We start from the raw sequence: 21,149 nt of genomic DNA on the forward strand, positions 1-21,149 counted from the left end.
ATTGATGCCGAACTGGCTGGCGATGGGCAAGTACGCGGTCAGCTGTCCCACGATCTGCTCGGCCGCGCACGACAAGTCCACACAGGCGCCAGCGGCGCGCCAGTGGAGGAGATGAACCACGGTTCCCCATCAGGGCCGGTGCCGACGCTGACGCTGTCACCGAAGCGGGGGCGTGTTCGGCAGGAACACCCGTTGCCGGGCGGGGATCTGGTCGAACTGCGGACGGGAGGAGACCCCGCGAAGCGCGAGCTCCTGACCGAGCGCGTCCAAGCGATCGATGGCTATCACCGCGCCACCTCGTCGAGCTGGGCGCGCAGGCCCTCGACGGCGTCGGCCTCGAAGCACGAGGCGCCGTGCTGGACCTTCTCCCCACGGTTGGGGCCGCGCGTCGCCCACCACCGGCCCTTGTCACTGGCGATGATCGACCAGTCGGGGAACTCCTCACGCAGAGCGGCCTTGACCTGCTGTTGCGCGTCGTTCGTTTTGAGGGACACCGTGACCGTCTCCGTTGCGATGCGGGGTGGTGATTCGGTCACAGCAAGTGGATCTGTGGCAGCAGGCACAGGACTAGCGGGAGGATGGGGAGGCAGAGGGAGGCGGGATCCCTCCTCTCGACAGGCGCGGCGGAGGGTGCATCGCACATGTCCACCGCCGACAAGCAGGCCATCGGAGCGCGTCTGCACGCTGAGCGGGAGGCGCCTCCCCGTCGCTCGCGGGAGAAGTGGGCCATCCTCCTGCGCGCCGCAGCAGGACCCGACACGCCAAACCTGCCCAGCGTGGAGAGTCTCGCCGACATGATCAAGCAGTGGGAACGCGGCACCCACGTTCCAGGCCCGATCTACCGGCCGCTGTACGCCCGCGTGACGGGCAAGAGCGAGGCTGAGGGGCATCTGGCTGATGCAGATTTCGTCGAGGCGGTTCGGCGCACGAACCAAGATCTGGTGAGGCTCGATGCTCTCTGGGGTGGTCATGCCGTGTTTCCATTGGCCTTGCGTGCCTTCCGCACGGCCAACCACATCCTTGGCGCTGGCACTTACGAGCAGAAGGTCGAGCGGGATCTCATGGCTGCTGCGGGAGAAGCCGGCGAGATAACGGCCTGGCTCGCGTACGACGCTGACCGGCAGGCGCAATCCCGGCAGATCGTTCATGAGGCGCTGATGCTCTCGCGGCATGCTGGAGACCGTGACATGGAACTCTTCGAGCTGACGCACCTTGCTATGCAGTCCCTGCACCTGCACCGTCCTGCCGAGGCGCTCAGGATCGCCACGGGCGTGCTTGACGAGGATCTGCCTCCGCGCGTGGCTGCGATCTTTGAGATCCGGCACGGACAGGCGCTTGCCCAGCTCAACAACGAAGAGCGAGCCCTCGCCTCGTTCGACAAAGCCAAGAGCGCCCTGCTCGGCAGCATCACTCCGCGGGATCCGCACTGGACATGGTGGGTGAACGAGACCGAACTCACCAGGCACAAGGCCACAGCCCTCACGCAGTTGGGGCAATGGGGACGTGCCGTCCCACTCCATGAGCGGGTCGTAGAGGACTGCCGCGGACAGTTCCTCTACGGGAAGCTGGATCTAGCTCAACTGTTGAACGCCCTGGTCCATGTCCGCGACTGGCACCGCGCCGAAGAGATCATCAGCGTGATCGCGGGCGTGGTGGATTCGATGAGCAGGGGACGAACGGCGAACCTGCTGCGAAAGATCTTCGATCAGATCGGCCGCACGGACGACGCGCCCTCCACCGTCTCCGATGCGGCATCTGAACTTTCCCGCTTGCTGCCATCGGCAGCGCAGTCACACTGACAGGGTAAGGACCGGCGTCCCGCCCCCGCGCCAACGGGCGGGACACCGAGTCACGCTCAGCGGCACCCGGCCTAGTAGGTCAGGTTGATCCAGATCTTGCTGGGAGAGGGGGCGCCCGGGCTTCCCCAGCGGATACCGAAGCAAGTGCCCCGCTTGAGAGCGCCCTTGGTGAGCGGCACGGCGCGCCCGCGTGGGGCGTGCTTCCACTCGCCGAGCGGCTTACCGTTGCACCTGATCGCCTGCACCTTCAGCGCCACGGGCCGCTGCCAGCGCAATGTCTTGATCACGATGCGCTTGTTTCCGGTGGCCTTCAAACCCTTCGGCGACACCACACTCTTGCGCGGCAACAGCTTGACGACGAAGTTCCGCCCCGGCTTCTTGGCGACCTCAGCGGCCGAGACCGGCGCGGTCACCGATCCCGCGAGCCCGAGGCCCAACGCCCCTGCGACCGCTGCTGCGGCGAGCCGTTTCGTGTTCATCGCAACTCCTTTCGTCCGCCCCGGACCCCGCGTCCGGGCGCGCGAAACGGAGTAAAGCGGCGAAGCGTCTCAGCGACGTCTCGATCAACCGTCGGCGAGGCGTGGCAGCGCGGCGTGGAAGTGCTCGGCGGCCTGGGTGATGCCCCGCCCCGGTGACCCCGGCGGTACCTCGGCGGCCAGCCCGGGGTCGATCAACGAGTCGGCCGGGGAGTCCAGGGCGAGCTCCAGCCGGGTGCCGAACCGGTCACGCATGTCCGGGCTGAACTGCGACCATCCGGTGGCGGAGGCGACCACGTGGACGCTCGACCGCCAGCCCTGCTCGACGATGCGGTGCAGGTCCTGGACGGCCTCCGGCGGCAGCGCCCGGACCAGCTCCCCCCACTCGTCGACGATGAGAAAGATCAGCGGGCCGGAACCGGCCAGGTCGTTCTCGACGAGTCGCCGGAGCAGGGTCGCGGCTTCCCCGATCACGGATGCTGCCCGGTCGGGATCGGCGTAGGTGGTCATTGAACGGACATGCGGGAGCGACGCCAAGGGGGCCAGCTGGCCGCGGCCGAAGTCGAAGAGGAAGAACTGCACGAGGTGCTCGGTGTAGGTGGACGCGAGCGAATCGACGAAGGTCGCGAGCAAGGTCGACTTGCCGCTGCCGGTGGAGCCCACCACGGCCACGTTGCCCTTGGGGCCTCCCAGGTCGAGGGCGAGCCGCTCCTGCCGGTGATAGAGCGGCCGGTCGACCATCCCGATGACGGCCTGTGGAGTCATGGATGCCTCTGTCCGCGAGATGAGCTCGTCAAGGAGGGTCGGCTCGGTCAGCGGCGGGAGGAGGAGCTGTCGGACAGGCATGCTCTGCCGGGCTTGGGGCGTTCCTTTGGCGAGCGTGAACGGCAGGGGTGGATTGTCGGCGACCTGCAGCCGCCCCTCACCGGTGGACGAGGTACCGGAGGCGAACGAATCCCCCAGCCTGCGCAGGGCGGTGCGAGCCTGCTCGAGATCCTCGGGGAGGAGGCCGAGGACGTCGGAACGGTCGCGGGCGGTGCTCAGAAAGGACTGCAGGTCGCTGATATCCGCGCGGACCTCTGGGTCTGCCAGCGTCCAGAGTGTCTGGAAGCCCGCGGTCACCTTCTGCTGCTCAGCGTCGGTGTAGCGCCGCCACCGTGCTAGATAGTCGCGGTTCCGGCGGAGCCGGTGTCCCCTTGCCATCTCCTCGAGAGCATGGTCGATTTCCGATACGGCGTTTCGTGCTAGGGCCGTCGTCTCGCTTGCGATGGGAAAGTCGACGCGGTACGTGAGTTTTCCGTCGAGGAGGCGCAACGCCGTGTCAGGGGGGTGATGCGATGCCAGCAGCAGGTGAATGCCGAGGTCACGATCGGCTCGTGTCGACTCCAGGATGAGGTCTGAGAACTCTGGCTTGCGGTGCATCAACTCCGTGAAGTTCTCCAGGACGAGCAGCAGGTGCGGCAGTCGATCGGCACCTTCCTGACGCCTGACCATCTCGCCTTGCAACGCCTCGTGGAGGCGGCTGATGCTTCGGTTGGCTTCGTCCGGGAGCGGTGTCAGGGGAGCCGCCGCGTTGTGCGGTAGCTCGTCGAGCCCCGGGGACGACGTGCCGCCACGGCCGTCTGCGATGAGGAATGCGAGCTCGTCTGTGTCGTAGGTGGCCGTAAGCCCTAGAACGAGAGTGCGCACGAGGTCGGCGCGTTCGTCCCCGATGACCAGGCCGTGTCGTGCGACGTCCAGCAGCACGGGCTCACCCAGCGAGTCCACGCCGATCGGGCACTCCAGCCGACCCGGGACCGGGTGCGTTCTGGCGAGGAGGTCGGTCAGTTGTGGTCTGCCGGTCCCGGAGCCCGTGTCCGGCTCCGAGATCCCGGGGACGGCCCGTGACAGCGCTTCTCTGATCTCCGGGTGGTCGTGCGCCGCACGGTTGAGCACCGAAATGGCATGCGGGACCTGGTCCTGCGGCAGAGCCTCGGCCAGCCATGACAGGAAGCCAGGGACGACCTCCGCGAGGAGAGCGTCGGCGAGACTTTCCGGCTGGACCGTACCCCAGAAGGACTCCTCATCCTCCGGCGGGTAGGCGCAGCTCAGCCAGTGGGCGAGCTCCGGGAGGTGCGCCAGATCCGCCAGCTCCGGGAGTAGGCGCAGCAGCTCGGTCGCCTGGCGCAGGTCACGGGGTTTTGACAGCAGGGCCAGTGCCACGGCCTTGCCGACCGCCTGCACTGGAACGGACTTCGGAGCACTGATCTCCCAGAACGCCCGTTCGCGACCCACCACCGCCCGGAGGGCGGCCAGATGCAAGGTGAGCGCGTGACCGTATGCCGATGAGCTCAGGTCCGGCCGGACGAGGTTCCGCGGCGGATGGCCGAGGGCAGCGGAGAAGGCCGTCACCGCTTGGTCGAACGCGGCCTCACGGCCAGCCACCGTCCCTTCGAGGTCGGGCAGGCGCCTGTGGAAGTCGGGTCGCGGGCGACTCCAGGGTAGGCGGGTGAGGTAGAGGATCCGCGTTCTGGCGGGCATGGCCGGTCTGATGTCGATGGGCCAGTCGGAACCGTCATCCCGTTCGACGATCACGAGCAGGGGGCCGGCGGAGCCGATCGTGATGGAGTCCGCTGCGTCGGTCACGTATTCGGTTACCCAGCCCTCCTCCGCGAGGAGGTCCGCGAGGTGGAGCGCCAGCCGCGTCTTGCCTTGCCCCCGAGGTCCGCTCAACACGGCGTGCGACCGATCCGGCGGGCTCAGGCACCAGCGGGTGAGCTCGGCCAGCTCGCGTTCGCGGCCTCGGAATGGGACCACCTGGCGTTCGGGCCGCAGCAGGGTCGACGGGGGCTGGGGCGGTGGCGGGTGGTCGCCGGATCGCACGAGGTGTGACCGGGTCTGTGGTGGCAGAACGGCCAGTGATCGCAGCCGGGCCTCCTCGCGGGCCTCAAGGACGGGGCCGACCGGAGTGCCTGCGAGCGGATCCCAGATCCGGAGGCTGAGCGCGTCGATGGAGGCGATGAGAGGACGCCCGTCCAAGGTGAAGGCGGCGACGGCCAGCACCGGTGACCGGTGACCGGTGAGCGGCGGGCCGATCGAGCGGCGTTCGAGCGGATCCCAGAGCTGGATGGTCCGGCCGCTGGCAGCAACGAGCAGGGGTCGATCACGAGCGACCAAGGCGGTTAGGGCCGCTACAGCTCCCTTCTCGCCGGTGAGCGGTGCGCGGGCCTGCGAGCCGGTGAGGGGATACCAGAGCCGGATCGCCCCGTCGCGGCTCCCGGTCGCCAGGACGGTCCGGCGGCCCGGTCCGGTGAACGTCGCCAGGGCCAGTACCGCGTTGCCGCGCGGTCCCTGATTGGGCAGCAGAATTCCGGTCTTGGCATCGGAGTCGGGGTTCCAGATCTGCACGATGCCGTCGTCGCCGCCGGTGGCCAGGTAGGGGCGCCCGTCTGGATGAGGGAGGGCGGTCATCGTGCGGACCGCGCTGGTGTGCGCGTGGAACGCAGTGCGGACCTGGGCTCCCGTCGAGGGACTCCAGAACCGTACGACGCCGTCGGATCCACCGCTGGCGATCACGTCGCGGCCGGCCGTGTCCCGGAACGTCGTCAGGGCCGACACCATGCCGCCGTTGTCGAGCACGAGGCGTCCGGCGGTGACGTCCGAAACGCACAGCGCCGCGTTGGCATGCCCGCTGACCAGCAGCGGTCTTCCGGAGCTGGAGACCGCCGTGATCGTGTCGGCTTCGGGGTGGCCTGCGAGGTTCCAGGAGGCCAGGACGCTCTCGCTGGTCGGGTCCCAGATCCGCAGTTCGCTGCCGCCGAGTGCGAAGAGTGGCCATGTGGTTTGCTCGGTCCTCCGCGCCATGCCGGTGCCTGCCGGGACGGATTCGGCCGGTCGGGTGCGGACGGGGATGGCGGTGTGGTTGAGGAAGCGGAGGGCGTCCTCGCTGACGAGGGCGAACGGGCGGTCGGCCAGGGCGCGGGTGCCCTCGGCGGCGGGGATGACGGCGCGGAAGACCTCGGCGGCCGAGCCCGCGCGGGCCTGGATCTCGGCGGACACCTCGGCCAGCACGTCGGCGGTGGCGAGGGACTCCGGGCGCGGGAGGGTGGCGAGGAGGGCCTCGCGCGCACCCGGGACGAAGTCGTATACGCCGCGGTCGGCGTCCACCGGCTGGAGGAGGCCGCTGAGCAGCACCTCGGCGAGGTCACCGGGCCGGGAGGCGGGCAGGAGGCGTTGCTGGATCAGCCGCATGACCGGCAATGCCGGGACGGAGACCGCGACGTGCGCGGCGAGCTCGGCGGCGGTCGTTGAGGCTGCCGCGTAGAAGCGGGCGACCTGTTCTTCGATCGGCAGTTCCCGCTCGCGGTGAGGTGGCGCGGCGGTGGGCCGGGGCTCGCCGGTCACGTACGTGATAGCGGTCGGTTTGCCTTCGCCGCCCGAGGCGGTCACCAGGCGGGTCCAGTCGGCCAGCCAGTCCGGCTTGATCTCCAGGACCGGGATCGGCAACGCGTTCTGCGGGCGCCCCTCATAGGGAACGAAGCGAAGGTCGGTGTTGGGCGCGCCAGGGTGCGACGACATGGCGAGGCCTGGGACGACCGGGGCGGCGCTGCGGCGCCAGAGACGTTCGACCAGCGGCTGCAGGATGGCGGTCGGGCCGTGGGTGCCCCACACATGCAGCGCTGGGCCGATATGGCCGTCCCACCAGTCCGGGCCCGAGCAGTCGCTGACGACGAGGACGGCTTGGCGGCCCGCAGGGTCGATGAGGGACGCGGGTCTGGTCGGCGGGCCGCCGGGGTACGGGCGGACGCCGGTCCGGTCCAAGTGCCAGAGGCGCACGTCACGGAACGCGCCCAGGCGGAGCAGCATGTCGCGGAGCTCCCGGACGAGGGGACGCCAGATCCGCATGGAGGGGGCGGCGTCGATGACCAGCGCCAGGCTGAGCCACCGCTCGTCGGCGGGGTCCATGACCGGGATCCAGCTCGACGGGTCGTCGGCGATGCGCGCAGCCGTGGCCTCCTCGTTCAGGACGCTGCGCCGGGGGGACGGAACGCGGCGTTTGAGCGGGCGCAGTGCGCGTTGGAGCGCGAGGGGATGGCGGAGCATGGGCGCGGTTGGGACGAGGACGCCTTCGCCGGTGCCTTTCGGCTCTTCGGGGGCGGGGCGGGGAGCGTGCAGCTCGTGTTCCTCGGCGGGCGCCGGGGTGGATGCGGGTGCGGTCGGGGTCTCGGCTTCCGGCCGTTCGGCGGGTGGGGGCTGAGCGGCGGGGGGCTCTGCAGGGGCGTCTGGCTCTGGTGGGGGCGCGGCCTGAGGGGCTGGGGCGGGCATGTGGCAGGCCAGCCACAGCATCTCGGCTAGGTCGCGCGGGGTGAGGGATGAGTCATCCGGAGCGACGGCGTCGAGCGCCTCTTTCAGCCGGTCGACGGACACCCTCACGCCTCCCTCATGGCCAGCGGAGGGTCGGGGTTGCGCGCCGGATCGTCCCAGAAGAGAGCGAGCCCGTTGCCGCAGTGATCGGCGTTCCCCGGCGGGACCCTGGCTTGCTTGCGCAGCTTCATCACGAGCGTCGGGAGCTCGTCGGGATGGGCTTTGTCGATGGCGGTGGTGAGCTCGGTCAGGAAGCGCCGTCCGGTGCAGGCGTCGGAGTCGCAGGGCCCGGCGCAGGCGTTCCGGCGCCACAACATCACGGGGATGCCGACGCTGAGGGCGGCGGACAGCCAGTCGGCTTCGGGGTTGGAGGCGTAGACGAGCGCGCACGACTCGTCGCTCGCGTCCAGCCAGTCGTAGAACTCGTCGTAGCCGTACCCCAGATGGCAGGCGACGGGATCCGGCCGGGTGGAGCCGCGCTCCCGGAGGGTGCGCCAGCGGCGCCGGGTGAGATCGGTGGCCAGCAGGGGGCGGAGGCGTTCGACGTGCCGGACGACCAACGGGACGGAACGCATCGGGCGGGGACGCGCGGGGCCCGCCTCTTTGATGGACCATTCCTCGAACGGCTCGTTCAGCAGCCGCTCCGGCACCACGAACTCGATCATCCAGTCGCGGTCGCGGCCGAGCACGGACCGCATCAGCCCGGGCAGGGCCTTCTCCACGTGCGGGCGGATCTGGTTCTTGCGGACGCTCACCCGTTCGGTCGGGCGCCCGGGCACTCCTTCGACGAGCGTGGAGAGCGTCAGCTCGTACGGTCCCCGGGTCGTGGTCTCCAGCCGCACGATGATGGAGGTCTGCGGTGCCGCGGCGGATGGTGGCGCGGCGCTGGCGGTGCCGGGTGAACGGTCGCGCATCCAGGCGTTGAGCCGGGCGCGGGCCCGCTCGTTCGACAGGTGTTCGGCCACGACGATGAGAAAGCGTGACAGCCGGTCCTCGCCCGGCACGCACTCGCCCACGTATCGCACGGCGTCCCACAGCGAGCGGAACGTCGTAGGCGGGTGCAGGAAGAGCGGGAACGCGAGCCGGAAGAGGGCGGCCGGGGGCTCGGCGGTCTCAGCGTCCGCCAGAAGACCGCGCAGCTCGGCGCGCGGCCCGGAGGGAAGCCAGTCGAGGGGCAGCAGGTCGTCGAACGGTTCCCAGTGGCGGCGCACGGTGTCCAGTGGCACCATCCGGCCGATCGCGCCCTCGTGATCGCCGTTCAGCTCGGCGTCGGTGACCATGCCCAGGACCTGGCCGCTCCGCGGGTCGTACACCGCCGCCCCGCTGAATCCCCGATCCAGGCGCCGCAGATGCCCGCTGCCGACGTCGACCTCCAGCCATTCGCGCCGCAGTGTCCGGTCGGCGCTGGTACGCAGCGTCACGTGCGTTCCGTCGCGTTCGTGGCCGCGCGGGAAGCCCTGGGCGCGCAGCTCGGGAGGGTCACGAAGCGCGTCCAGGGGCGCCGGGCGGCACGGCGCCACCGGAGCGGGCTCGTCCAGCCGCAGCACCGCGACGTCGCCGGTGTCGCCCATCGCCCGCCACTCGCCGCGAAACTCGACGACGGCTCGTTGGCGGCGCTCGTGCAGGTCGGGGAACGCCACCGAGAGCTCGTCGCGGCCGGCCACGACATGAGCGCACGTCAGAACGCGGTCGGGGGTGACAAGGATTCCGGCGCCCAGCACGGCGCCCTGCCCGCCGGACGCGTCGATCCGGACCCGCCATCGCATGCCGTCCACGCAACCCCCTGCACCGGATGCCAGCAAATCTAACAAGATCGGTGCATCTCGCCCACACCCTGAATTCGCCGTCGGACCAGCGAAATCAACAGGACTTGTGAATCGATTGCTAATCATTCGTCCCGATGTGTGTGACGACTTCATTACGGACGGCAGGGCCATGGGAAACGCTCAAGGCGATGGCCTCTCGGGCGCGAGGGAGGCCATCGCCCTGAGATGACGGTTATCAGCCGACTGCGAATTTCCTTCACGAAATGGCGAGCCCAGCATGAAGAGCCGGAGCGGCGACGTCCGTACGGTCATGGCCACGTGGCGGAACGCATCCCCCTGAGCCTCTGCTCATCTGCCGAAGGAGCCCCACATGACAGTCGGCGTCGCTGAGCTCGGCAACAACAGAGCACCTCTGCCGGACATCTCACCCAAGTCCGTTCCCTTGGTGGAGCGCGTCAGCGTGGTCTTCTTCGTGGTCGGCCCGATCGTCGCCGTGCTGACCTCGGTGCCGTTCTTCTGGGGCTGGGGGCTCGGCTGGACGGACATAGCGATCTTCGCGCTCCTCTACCCGCTCACCGCGCTCGGGATCACCGTCGGCTACCACCGGCTGTTCACGCACAAGTCGTTCAAGGCCAAGCGCTGGCTGCGGGTCACGCTCGCGATCCTGGGCGGGCAGGCATGGCAGGGGTCGGTGATCTTCTGGGTCGCCGACCATCGCCGGCACCACAAGTACGCGGACCAGGAGGGCGATCCGCATTCACCCTGGGCCTTCGGCCCGGGGGTGTGGGGGCTCACCAAGGGACTCTTCCACGCGCACATGGGCTGGCTGTTCCGCAAGCACCGGACCTCGCGGAGGAAGTACGCGCCCGACCTGCTCGCGGACAAGGACCTGGTGCTGATGCAGCGCAACGACGTGTACGTGCTGATCGCGGCGACCACGCTCCTGATCCCGATGGGGCTCGGCGCGTTGCTCACGTGGTCGTGGCACGGCGCGGTCACCGCGTTCTTCTGGGCCGGCCTGCTGCGCGTCTTCGCCGGCGACCACGTCACGTTCTCCATCAACTCCATCTGCCATGTCTTCGGCAAGGAGCACTTCCAGACCCGCGACCGCTCCCGCAACGTCTGGTGGCTGGCCATCTCCTCGTTCGGCGAGTCCTGGCACAACCTTCACCACGCCGATCCGACGTCGGCGCGGCACGGCGTCCTGAAGGGCCAGATCGACATCAGCGCCCGGGTCATCTGGCTGTTCGAGAAGTTCGGCTGGGTCTGGGACGTCCGCTGGCCGGACGAGGAGCGCCTTGCCGCGAAGAGGATCTACTGAGGAGGAAGCGTGCAGGACCTCGACCGCACTCCCCTGATCGAACGGCTCGGCCGCTGGGCCGAGAAGTACCCGGACGACCGCGCCTATACGTTCGTCGACTACGCCGTGGACGTTGAGGGCGTGAGCACCGAGATGACGTGGGGGGAGCTCGACCGCAAGGCCCGGTCGGTGGCCGCGACGATCCGCCGGACGATCGAGCCGGGCGAGCGGGTGGCGATCCTCGCCCCGCAGAACCTCGACTACGTGGTCGGCCTGCTGGGCGCGATGTACGCGCGGGTCATCGGGGTGCCGCTGTTCTCACCCGACCTGCCCGGCCACGCCGAACGGCTGCTGGCGGTCGCCCGTGACTCGGGGCCGACCGGTGTGCTGACGACGGGCGAGGCCCTGCCGCACGTCGCCGCGTTCTTCGACCAGCATCCCGGGCTCCGGCCCCGCGATTTCATCATGGTCGACGAGGTCGAGGACGGCCTGGAGTGGACGCCGGAGCCGATCGACCCGGACGACGTCGCGTACCTGCAGTACACCTCGGGCTCCACCCGGACACCCGCCGGTGTGATCGTCACCCACGGCAATCTGGCGGTGAACGCCGAGCAGTGCTGGGGCGCCTTCGACGGCGTCCCACGCGTGTCGTCCGCCGCCACCTGGCTGCCGCTCTTTCACGACATGGGACTGGTGACAGCGGTCGGGCTGCCGCTGGCGCACGCGAGCCCCATCCACCTCATGGACCCGGTCGCGTTCATCATGCGGCCCGCCCGGTGGCTGGAGCTGCTCAGCCAGATGGAGGACGGCTTCACCTGCTCTCCGAACTTCGCCTACGAGTACCTCACAGCGCAGGTCACGCCGGGCGAGAAGGCAAAGCTCGACCTCAGCGGCGTGCGAGTCTTCATGAACGGCGCGGAGCCGATCCGCCCCGGCACGCTGGAGGGCTTCCTGGAGGCGTTCCGCGAGTGCGGGCTGCGGCCGGAGGTCCAGGTGCCCGCGTACGGGCTGGCCGAGGCGACGGTGTACGTGGCGTCGTCCTCGCGGTACGAGCTGCCGACGATGACGACGTTCGACCGGGAGAAGCTGTCGGCCGGCGAGGCGGTGCCGGTCCCCGCCGGCTCCGAGCGGGCCGCCACGCACGTCGGATGCGGCACGCCGTACGCCCAGGAGGTGCTGATCGTCGACCCGCGGACCCGCGTCCGCAACCGCGACGGGCTGGTCGGCGAGATCTGGATCCACGGCCCGAACGTGGCCGCCGGGTACTGGGGACGGCCGGAAGCCACCGCCGAGACGTTCGGCGCGCGGCTCGCCGAGCCCGTCGAGGGCGTGCCGGACGGACCCTGGCTGCGCACCGGCGACCTCGGGGTCATGCACGAGGGCGAGCTGTACGTCACCGGCCGGATCAAGGACCTGATCATCGTCGACGGCCGCAACCACTACCCGCAGGACATCGAGTACACGACCTACACCGCCGACGAGGCGATCCGGCAGGAGTACGTCGCGGCCTTCGCGGTGGACGCGGGGGAGACCGAGGGCTTGGTCATCGTGGCCGAGCGCAACCGGCGGGTGCCGATCCGGCGGCTCGACACCGAGGCGATGGAACGGAGCGTCCGTGCCGCCGTCAAGAAGGGGCACGACCTGCGGGTGCACGACTTCGTGGTGATCGAGCCGGGCACGCTGCCCCGGACCACCAGCGCCAAGATCGCCCGTGCCGCCTGCCGCCAGGCCTACCTCGACGGCACCCTGCGGGTGACGGTCGTTCCAACGGACTGACGGACGGGCGCTCTCGTTTCCCGCCGCCGTCGGTGCCCACGCCCGGCGGCGGCGGGGCTCAACCCCGCGGGTTCAGGCGGGCTGCGTTCAGCCGGGCTGCGTTCAGGCGGGCTGCGGTTCGGGCTCGGTCGCGAGGCTGGCGAGCTCGCCGCGCGAGGAGACGCCCAGCTTCGGATAGGCGTTGTAGAGGTGGTAGCCGACCGTGCGCGGGCTGAGGAAGAGCTGCGCGCCGATGTCCCGGTTCGTCATGCCGGTGGCGGCGAGCCGCACGACCTGCAACTCCTGCGGCGTCAGCCTGCCGAGCAGATCGGCAGCGTCCTGACTGTCCCGTGCCGGACGGGTCTCGCCGGTGGCGCGCAGCTCGCCGCGGGCCCGCTCGGCCCAGGGCGCGGCGCCGAGCCGCTCGAAGATCTCCAAGGCGGTACGCAGCGGGCGGCGCGCGCCGCTCCGGTGGCCCGACCGGCGTAGCCACTCCCCGTACAGCAGTTCGGTGCGGGCGCGCTCGAAGGGACGGCCGCATCCGTGGTGGATCTCCACCGCCCGCGCGTACAACCGGCCGGCCTCCTCGTCGGGTGCCAGCAAGGCTCGGCAGCGGAGGGAGACGGCCTCCGCCCAGGCGACTCCGGCTGCCTTCGCCCACGCCTCGAACCGGTCCAGCGCGGCGGCAGCCCGTTCTGGCCGGCCGAGACGTGCTGCGGCCTCCACGTGATCAGGCAGGGTGTAGAGCCCGGCGATGCTGTGCAGGGCGACATCGGCGCCGAGTTCCTCACGGCGGCGCAGCGCGTCCTCATGCCGGCCGAGTCCCAGGTCGAGCAGCGCGAGGGCGCTTGCGGTCCAGACCTCCGACGCGCTGTTCCCGCGTTCCCGCACCTCGGCAGCCAGACGGCGTGTGGTGTCCTCGTCTCCCTCGGTGGCGGCGAGATGGGCGAGGATCCCGCGGGCATCGTCGGCGTAGTGGATCTGGTCCGTGTCCTCCGCCATCCGCAGGGTCTCGGTGGCGGTGGCCCGGGCGTCATGGTGCCGTCCTTGGAAGAGCTGGATCCTGGCCAGGTCGCGGAGACTCTCCGGCAGCACGCCGATGGCGCCCTGCTCACGGCACTCCGCCACCAGCGCGGTGCTGAGGTCGTCGGCGACCGCCAGGTCACCGGTGAGGACGGCCCACTCCTCGGCGCACGCGCGTTCGAGCAGGGCAAGCCCGCCGAGCAGCTCGTTGCCATCCTCCATCAGCGTGCGCAGCGCCGGCATCCCGGCCGCTGGATCGCCCGCCACCAGATGGGACATGGCGAGCGCCGCGTCGATGAACGGGCCGGCCTCTGGATGCCGCGAGAGCCGCAGTCCGCCGATGCGCGCGGCCGTCTCCCGGGTCGCGGCGGCGTCGCCGGTCGCCCAGATCACGCCCATCGCGTCGAAGAGCATGAACGCGGCCTTGGCCGGAGCCGCCTCGATGACGCCGAGCGCGGCGTCGACCAGGAGCGTGTGCGCCGTCTTGGGCAGCCTGCGTACGTACGTGTCGAACGCGCGTACCTGCGCCAGTTCCGCCTTCATCAGCGGCTCGGTGACATGCGGTCCCGCCTGGGTCGCGAACTCGGCGGCGCGGCGCACCTGCCCGGCGTCGGCGGCAGCGCGGGCGGCCAGGGCCAGGCGGCGCACCCGATGCGGCGTCTCGGTGCTCAGCTGGGCCGCACGGTCGTAGGCGGCTGCGACGGCGGCGTAACCGCCCCGGGCTCGCGCGAACTCGGCCGTCTGCTCCAGAACGGACGCCACGTACTCGTCGGGCTTGCTGGTGGCGGCGGCGAGATGCCAGGCCCGGCGGTCGATGTTGCCCACGCACGGCAGCGCGTCGGCGAGGGCGCGGTGGGCCGCGAGCCGGCGGCCGATCGGGGCACTCTGGTACGCGGCGGCCCGGATCAGCGGGTGCCGGAACGCGAGGCGCCCGTCCACCAGCCGGACGAGATCCTTGCGTTCGGCCGGTTCGAGGTCGTCAACCCCGGCGCCGAGCCGCCCGGCCGCAGCCACGACCGCGGTGAGATCGCCGGTGCCTTCGGCCGCCGCGACCAGCAGTGCCATCCGGGTGGGCTCGGGCAGAACGGCGATCCGGTCCGCGAAGGTCCGCTGGATCCGGGCGTGGTCCGGCATCGCGCCGAGGTATTCGGCGATCTGACCCTCGCGCTGCGCGGCGGGGAGCTCGCGAAACGCCAGCGGGTTGCCCCGGGCCTCTTCCATGATCTGCTCGCGCGCGTAACGCGGCAGGTCACCGGCATGCTCGGCGAGCAGCTCGGCGGCGGCAGCGCCGTCCAGCCCGGCGAGCCGGAGCTCGGCGATCCCCGGTGCCGGGAACGGCGGAGCGTGCACGTCCCGGGCGGCGAAGAGCAGGACCACACCCTCGGCGCCGAGCCGCCGTGCCGCGAACAGCAACGCGTCCGCCGAGGCCTGGTCGAGCCAATGGGCGTCGTCCACGAGCACCAGCAGCGGACGTTCCTCGGCGAGATCGCCGAGGAACGTCAGCAGTGCCAGGCCCGTCAGGAACCGGTCCGCGGCGGGGGAGTCCTCCAGCCCCAGCGCCCCGCGCAGCGCGTGCGCCTGCCGGCCGGGCAGCCTGCCGATCCGGTCGGCGACACGGCTGAGCAGCAGGCTCAGGCCGGCGAACGGAAGATCGCTCTCCGCCTCGACCCCGATCACCCGCAGCACCCGCATCCCGGTGCCGGCGGCCCCGGCCGCGTAGTCCAGGAGCGCCGACTTGCCGATCCCCGCCTCGCCCCGCACGACCACGGCGGCGCTCCGGCCGTCGTGCGCCTGGGACAGCAGCCGGTCGATCTGGCCCGTTTCGCCTGCTCTGCCGTACAGCATGGTCGAGAGCGTATTTCACCCCCCGGCCATCCGAATCGGGCGGTGGTCCTAGGTCCCAGGCACGAGGACCACCTTCCCGACCGTGGCGCGAGCGAGGAGATCGGTGTGCGCCCGGGCGGCCTCGGCGAGCGGGTAGGACTGCACGGCCGGGACGAGCCGTCCCGCCGCGGCCTCGGCGAGCGCCTTCTCCTGCATGGCGCGGAGCCCGCCCGGCACGTTCACCAGGCGCGTGCCGAGCGCGACGGTGACCTGGAGCATCTTGTCGAACAGGTCCTTGGTGGTCAGCTCGGTCATCGACCCGGCGGACCAGCCGAACAGCAGCACCCGGCCGCCGTAGCCCAGCAGGTCGAACGCCTCGCGCCCGGGGCCGCCGCCCACCCCGTCGAAGACGACCGTCACATCGCGTCCGCCCAGTGCGTCCCGGACCTCCTTGGACCAACCGGGCGTGCTGTAGTCGACGGCGACGTCGGCGCCGGCCGCGCGCACCCGCTCGACCTTCGCCTCCCCACCCGCGACACCGACGACGGTGGCCCCGGCCTGCCGTGCCGCCTGGACGAGCAGGAGTCCGATCCCGCCCGCCGCCGCGGTCACGAGCACCACATCGTCCGGCGTGACGGCGCCGATGTGGTGGATGGCCAATGCCGTGCGGCCCGTACCGACCATCGCGACCGCGGCGCCGAAGTCCAGGCCGTCCGGCACCGGGAACAGCGCGTCCACCTCACGTACCGCCAGCTCGGCATAGCCCGCGTTCACCAGGCCCAGGTGGGTGACCACCCGGCGGCCCAGCCAGCTCTCGTCGACCCCTTCGCCGACCTGGTCGACGACTCCGGCGACCTCCCGGCCGGGAGTGACCGGGAGGTCGGGCAGCGGGAAGGGCAGACCTTCGGCGTCCCCGGCCTGCACGGCGGTGTCCAGCAGGTGCACCCCGGCGGCCCGCACCGCGATGCGAACCTGGCCCGGAGCCGCCATGGGGTCCTCCACCTCCTCGTAGCGCAGATTCTCGGGCGGGCCGAACTCGTGCAGTCGGATGGCGTACATAGTGATCAGCTCCTTGCGGGTGGTTCTGGCGGATGGTTCTCAACGTTCCTGCTGACCACGACGCTAGAAGCGGCCCCTTCCACCTCGCCTCAGTCATGCGACTGGGATCGCGCAGGTCGGGCGGCGTCTTGGGCGAACCCAGTCATCCGACAGAGGCGATCGGGGGCGGATCGTTCCTAGCGTCACCGCCATGAAGAACGAACTGGCCCTTGATGAATCACCTGACGAATCGGCTGACGAATCGCCGACAGCCGACCCGCCGATGCGCTGGGCGCCCGTCATGGTCGCTGCCCTCGCCATGCTGATGGTCACCCTCGAGATGAGCCTGGCCTCGGTGACCCTGCCGGCCATCGGCGCCGAGTTGGACGTCGGGTCCGGTGCGACCAAGTGGGTGATCCTGGCGTACGCGTTGCCCACTGCGGCGCTCGCCATCCCCGTGGGACGGTGGGTCGACCAGGCCGACGCCCGGACCGTCTTCCTGTTCGCGGTGATCGGCGTCGCCGTGTCCAGCGTCCTGGCCGCCGCGGCCCCTGTCTTCTGGTTGCTGCTCCTCGCCCGGCTCTTGCAGGGGGTCATGGGTGCCTTGGTCGCCGCCGTCTACATGCCGATCGTGGCGGCCGCCGTGCCACCGGAACGGCGCGGTCGCGCGCTCGGCTACGTGGCGACCGTCATGCCCTTGGGCGCCATGGCCGGCACGTCGATCGGCGGGTTCGTCGCGGACGGTCTGGGCTGGCGGCCGGTCTTCCTGCTGAAGTTGCCCGTGCTGGCGATCGTGGTGTGGCTCGGATACCGGATGCTCCCGCGCGGTACGGGCGGTGTGCCGCGGCCTGACCGGACGTTGTACGGCGACACCCTGATCCTGGGCGGCGCAGTCGCCGCGCTCCTGCTGGCCTTCGACCGGGTGGAGGGCGACGCGTTCGTCCTCGCGGGGCTGCTCGCCGTGGGCGCGCTCGCCCTGGGTGTCTGGTGGACCAGGTTGCGCAGTTCCCACCCGATCCTGAGTCTGGCGCGCCGGCCCGCGTTCGGACTGCCGCTGCTGGCGCTGCTCCTGATGGCGTCCTACATCGGGTTGACGCTGTTCCTGCTGCCCTTTTACGTGGCCGACGTGGTGGACGGCAGTCCTGCGATGATGGGGCTGGCCCTGATGTTCTTCGTCGGCAGCTTCGCGGCCGGATCGCCGTTCGCGGGCAATCTGGCCGACCGGTTCCCGATCCGGCTGGTCGCGGCCGCCGGCGGGGCGCTGAGCCTGGGCGGCACGCTCGCGATGCTGACGCTGGGGCCGGACGCCGGCGTGGTCGACCTGGCCTGGCGGTTGGCGCTGATCGGGCTCGGGCAGAGCTTCTTCAACATCCCCAACAACACCGCGATCCTGGCCGCGACCCCGGCGGACATGGTCGGCGCCGGAAGCGGCGTCAGCATGACCGCCCGGACGCTGGCGTTCACCGTCGGCCCGTCGCTGGCCGCTCTCGCCTACACGCTCGGGGGGTCGGGTGCCGCGGGCTTCAACTCGGGGGTCGTGCTCATCGCCGCCCTCCAGGGTGCGGGGCTCCTGGCGGCCTTGGCGGCACGCCCGGTGCGGTCGTGAGTCTCTGGTGTTCCAAACGGTGACGAGCTGATTGGCAGGTGACCAATCAGCTCGTTTCGCGCGATATTCGGATCAGCGCTTGAGGGACCCTGCCAGCGCCCGGACCTCTGCGCGGCGGTCCCAGGCGACGATCGCGAAGATGACGCCGAACGCGGCCGGGAGCAAGGCGAGCCCGGGGGCGTCCAGGGCGGTGCACTGAGCGATCACCGCGCCGATCATCAGGCCGACCAGGCCGGTGGCGGCGGCGCCCGCCAGCCGGGGGATCAGCAGGCCGATGCCGCCGGCCAGCTCCACGACCCCGGTGACGTACATGAACCACTCGCCCCAGCCGATCTTGGCGAAGGTCTCGACCGCGTCCTTCTGGCCGACGAACTTCGGCGAGGCCGAGGCGACGATCAGGAAAAGGCCGAGCAGGATCTGGAAGGCCCAGAGCACACGGCGGCGGACCGGGTGGTCGTGAGTGGCATTCGTGGTGACAGGGGCCTGGGCGGCGTTGGGAGCGTGGGTGGCGGCCATGGTCTCTTTCCCTTCGGGACAAGTGGTGCTTCAGGGGCTTTCGTTGTCTCGAAGGGGTAGACCGGGCCGCCACCCGCATCTCATCGCTCGCGCAAAAGGAAATTCTGCGCGCCGCGCGAGTGCCCTTTGATCGGGTGACTCTGGAGAATCAGGCGAACGACGGCATGATCTCGTCGTGGATCAGGCGGAGCTGGGTGTCCACGTCGGCGACGCCGGCGACCTCGCGGCCGGTGAGGGACTTCACCAGGGAGCTGTCGGTGATGGCCAGGATCATGTGGTTGACGCCGGAGGGCTCGATCTCCCTCTTGATCTTGGCGGTGACCTCGGCCGGTGTGCCCGCGAGCGAGAGTTTCTCGGTGATGTCCGGGCTGGTCAGCTCGATGGCCTTGGCCAGGTCGCCGCCGCCGATCGCCTCGATGATCGGCTCGACGTCCTTCGGGCTCACGCCGTTGCGCTCCAGCTGCTCGGCAGGCATCGCCGAGGCGTAGAGGCCCACCATGCTGCGGGCGGCCTCCTTGGCGGCGGCCGAGTCGGGGCCGGTCGCGCAGACGACCCACGCGCCGATGTCCAGCGACTGCGGGTCCTTGCCCGCGCGCTCGGCGCCGATGCGGAAGTGCTTCACCGCGTAGTCGTAGGCCTCGCGGGAGTAGGACAGCGCGTGGTGCACACCGTCGGACAGCTCGCCGGCCGCCTCGAACGACTTGGGCCCGCGCATCGCGCCGATCTTGACCGGCAGGTGCTCCTGTACGGGGCGCGCGAACGTGAACAGGCCGTCGTAGGAGTAGAACTCGCCGTCCCGCGTGATGGTGCCCTCGTCGAGCAGCGTGCGGACGACCGCGACGGCCTCCTTCACCCGGGTGAGCGGCTTGGTCTTCGTCCAGTCGATCTTGTATTGGGCGAGCACCCCGAAGTTGCCGCTGCCCAGCACGACCTCGGCGCGGCCGTTGGTGAGCTCGTCCAGGGTCGCGGCGGCCTGCGCGATGAGCGTCGGCTCCCGGAGCGTCACCGCGGACACGCTCGGGCCGAGGCGGATCTGGGAGGTCTGCGCGGCGGCGGCCGCGAACAGCAGCCACAGGTCCTTGTGCCACGGCTCGTCGGCGGCGTAGCAGGCGTAGAAGCCGAGCTCGTCGGCGAGCTTGATGGAGGCGAGCGACTCCGTGAGCGGGTAGTCCGGGAGCATTGCGTAGCTGAACTTCATGGGTCTCCTAAGTCGTGCCCTTGCGGTTTGCGCGGGGAAGCGGGGGGAAGCTGGGCAGCTCGGATGTCCTTCTGGCGGTCTCCTCCCGGTCAGCCCTTGATCTGGGTCAGCCCTTGATCTGGGTCCAGGCGCGGGCCCAGCCGTCGTAGTCGACGCAGGAGGCGCCGCGGTCGTCGCCGCAGTCGGCCACCGGCGTCTTCCAGAACGCGATGCGGCGGTAGAACGCGGCGTCGCCGACCTGGAAGTTCTCGCAGAAGCCCCGCGCGGTGAACCGGCACGCCTTCGGGTTGGCGGGGGCCTCACCGAACCACTGGGCGACCTGTGCCTGCACACGGGCCGAGGTCACCCAGTTCATCCACCGGTACATGCAGTTCGGGTGCTGGGCCTTCGACGAGATCATCCAGGTGTCCGACCAGCCGGTCGCGCCCTCGGTGGGGATCGTGGTGGCCACCGGCACCTTCTGGTCCTTGGCCAGGTTGGCGATCACCTGCCACGAGGTGCCCGCGTGGTTGTCGCCGCTCTTGAACGACTGGACCTCGTCGAGGTAGTTGTGCCAGTACTGGTTGATGTTGGGCCGCTGCTTCTTGAGCAGGTCCACGGCCGCGTCGAACTGCTTCTGGTCCAGCGCGTAGACGTCCTTGATGCCGAGGCTGGGCCGGTGCGTCTTGAGGTAGAGCGCGGCGTCGGCGATGTAGATGGGCGAGTCGTACGCGGCGATGTGGCCGGACGCGGGCGACCGTTCGTCCCAGACGACGCTCCACGACGTGGGTGGCTGCGCGAACTTGTCGGTCCGGTACATCAGCAGGTTGGCGCCGTAGCCGTGCGGCGCCCCGTACATCTGGCCCCGCACCGAGTTGTACGGCTGGTTCTTGAGGTAGCTCGCGATGTCGCCGTAGTTCGAGAGCAGACCCGTGTTGACCGGTGCGACGTCACCGCCGTAGATGAGCCGCAGGCTCGCGTCGCCGGACGCCGAGACGCCGTCGTAGCGGCCGGTCTTCATGAGGGCGACCATCGAGTCCGACGTGTCGGCGATCTTCGCGTTGACCGCGCAGCCGGTGGCCCTCTGGAACGGGGTGACCCAGTCGGCGGACTTGTCGTTCGAGCCGTTCTCGGCGTAGCCCGCCCACACGACGAGGTTCAGCCTGCCCTCACCCGGGCCGATTTCCTGCTGGACCGGAATCGCGGGTGGGGCCGCCTCCCCCTTCGGGTCGTCGCCGCTGCAGGCAGCGGCCATCGCGACCGTCAATACGGTGGTCAGTGCGGTGGCGAGAACGGGGCGTACCGATCTGACGTTGATCACGATCGAGAGAGTGTAGAGGTACGGAGGGTGTTCGTGTGGTTTGATTCGGGTTATCTCGTGTTGATCCCCAAAATTATCGACATTGGGCGCAAATAGATCGCTTCCAGTAGTAGCCTCTCCGGGGTTCGTCGCTATCCGTCACCAACTGAAAGCCTTCCGCTGTGCGAACAAGGGGCCGCCGAGTGGGTTCGGGAGCAGGTCACCG

The 21,149-nt window shown here is 70.2% G+C and carries 14 protein-coding genes; 4 read left to right on the forward strand and 10 right to left on the reverse strand.

The window, feature by feature from the left end; all coding sequences use genetic code 11:
* Positions 1 to 156 precede the first annotated feature (156 nt).
* Both F8566_RS52470 and F8566_RS39540 read right to left on the reverse strand, forming a co-directional pair.
* Complete coding sequence (locus tag F8566_RS52470; RefSeq protein WP_264159527.1) at positions 157 to 288, reverse strand: hypothetical protein; 132 nt, start codon at positions 286 to 288, stop codon at positions 157 to 159.
* On the reverse strand, positions 285 to 494 hold the full coding sequence (locus tag F8566_RS39540; protein ID WP_151567596.1) for a hypothetical protein: 210 nt from the start codon (positions 492 to 494) through the stop codon (positions 285 to 287). The genes F8566_RS52470 and F8566_RS39540 overlap by 4 nt, the downstream gene beginning before the upstream one ends.
* A gap of 147 nt (positions 495 to 641) precedes the next feature.
* Here F8566_RS39540 and F8566_RS39545 point away from each other — a divergent pair, with 147 nt between their 5' ends.
* Positions 642 to 1,799 carry a hypothetical protein gene (locus tag F8566_RS39545; RefSeq protein ID WP_151567598.1) on the forward strand — a complete coding sequence of 386 codons (1,158 nt, stop codon included), beginning with the start codon at positions 642 to 644 and terminating at the stop codon, positions 1,797 to 1,799.
* A 71-nt stretch (positions 1,800 to 1,870) separates the two neighbouring features.
* Here the strand turns inward: F8566_RS39545 and F8566_RS39550 are convergent, their stop codons facing one another.
* The 3 genes from F8566_RS39550 to F8566_RS39560 form a co-directional block, all read right to left on the reverse strand.
* Positions 1,871 to 2,278: a hypothetical protein gene (locus tag F8566_RS39550; protein ID WP_151567600.1), complete on the reverse strand. Its 408-nt coding sequence runs from the start codon at positions 2,276 to 2,278 to the stop codon at positions 1,871 to 1,873.
* An 84-nt stretch (positions 2,279 to 2,362) separates the two neighbouring features.
* Positions 2,363 to 7,681 carry an SAV_2336 N-terminal domain-related protein gene (locus F8566_RS52475; RefSeq protein WP_151567602.1) on the reverse strand — a complete coding sequence of 1,773 codons (5,319 nt, stop codon included), beginning with the start codon at positions 7,679 to 7,681 and terminating at the stop codon, positions 2,363 to 2,365.
* Between the two features lie 2 nt (positions 7,682 to 7,683).
* Entirely contained in the window at positions 7,684 to 9,384 is a 1,701-nt protein-coding gene (locus F8566_RS39560) for a VMAP-C domain-containing protein (RefSeq protein WP_192810092.1), read from the reverse strand.
* Between the two features lie 370 nt (positions 9,385 to 9,754).
* Here F8566_RS39560 and F8566_RS39565 point away from each other — a divergent pair, with 370 nt between their 5' ends.
* Together F8566_RS39565 and F8566_RS39570 are read left to right on the forward strand one after the other, a co-directional pair.
* Positions 9,755 to 10,705, forward strand: a complete 951-nt coding sequence (locus F8566_RS39565; protein ID WP_151567606.1) for an acyl-CoA desaturase — start codon at positions 9,755 to 9,757, stop codon at positions 10,703 to 10,705.
* A 9-nt stretch (positions 10,706 to 10,714) separates the two neighbouring features.
* Positions 10,715 to 12,460: a fatty acyl-AMP ligase gene (locus F8566_RS39570; RefSeq protein ID WP_151567609.1), complete on the forward strand. Its 1,746-nt coding sequence runs from the start codon at positions 10,715 to 10,717 to the stop codon at positions 12,458 to 12,460.
* A gap of 102 nt (positions 12,461 to 12,562) precedes the next feature.
* On the opposite strand, the gene F8566_RS39575 is transcribed toward F8566_RS39570, so the two are convergent.
* Together F8566_RS39575 and F8566_RS39580 are read right to left on the reverse strand one after the other, a co-directional pair.
* Positions 12,563 to 15,307, reverse strand: coding sequence for a helix-turn-helix transcriptional regulator (locus F8566_RS39575; protein ID WP_151567611.1), 2,745 nt, complete (start codon positions 15,305 to 15,307; stop codon positions 12,563 to 12,565).
* 48 nt (positions 15,308 to 15,355) lie between these two features.
* Positions 15,356 to 16,345: a zinc-binding dehydrogenase gene (locus F8566_RS39580; protein WP_151567613.1), complete on the reverse strand. Its 990-nt coding sequence runs from the start codon at positions 16,343 to 16,345 to the stop codon at positions 15,356 to 15,358.
* A gap of 190 nt (positions 16,346 to 16,535) precedes the next feature.
* Between F8566_RS39580 and F8566_RS39585 the strand changes: the two genes are divergently transcribed.
* Positions 16,536 to 17,930 carry an MFS transporter gene (locus F8566_RS39585; protein WP_225993929.1) on the forward strand — a complete coding sequence of 465 codons (1,395 nt, stop codon included), beginning with the start codon at positions 16,536 to 16,538 and terminating at the stop codon, positions 17,928 to 17,930.
* 72 nt (positions 17,931 to 18,002) lie between these two features.
* Here the strand turns inward: F8566_RS39585 and F8566_RS39590 are convergent, their stop codons facing one another.
* From F8566_RS39590 to F8566_RS39600, 3 genes are all read right to left on the reverse strand, one after another.
* Entirely contained in the window at positions 18,003 to 18,446 is a 444-nt protein-coding gene (locus F8566_RS39590; RefSeq protein WP_151567615.1) for a DoxX family protein, read from the reverse strand.
* 148 nt (positions 18,447 to 18,594) lie between these two features.
* Positions 18,595 to 19,644: an LLM class flavin-dependent oxidoreductase gene (locus F8566_RS39595; protein WP_151567617.1), complete on the reverse strand. Its 1,050-nt coding sequence runs from the start codon at positions 19,642 to 19,644 to the stop codon at positions 18,595 to 18,597.
* Positions 19,645 to 19,750: 106 nt separating this feature from the next.
* Positions 19,751 to 20,944, reverse strand: coding sequence for an ABC transporter substrate-binding protein (locus tag F8566_RS39600; RefSeq protein WP_225993930.1), 1,194 nt, complete (start codon positions 20,942 to 20,944; stop codon positions 19,751 to 19,753).
* Between the last annotated feature and the right edge of the window lie 205 nt (positions 20,945 to 21,149).

Origin of the sequence: Actinomadura rudentiformis (genome assembly GCF_008923185.1) — a bacterium.
Taxonomy (GTDB): Bacteria; Actinomycetota; Actinomycetes; order Streptosporangiales; family Streptosporangiaceae; genus Spirillospora; species Spirillospora rudentiformis.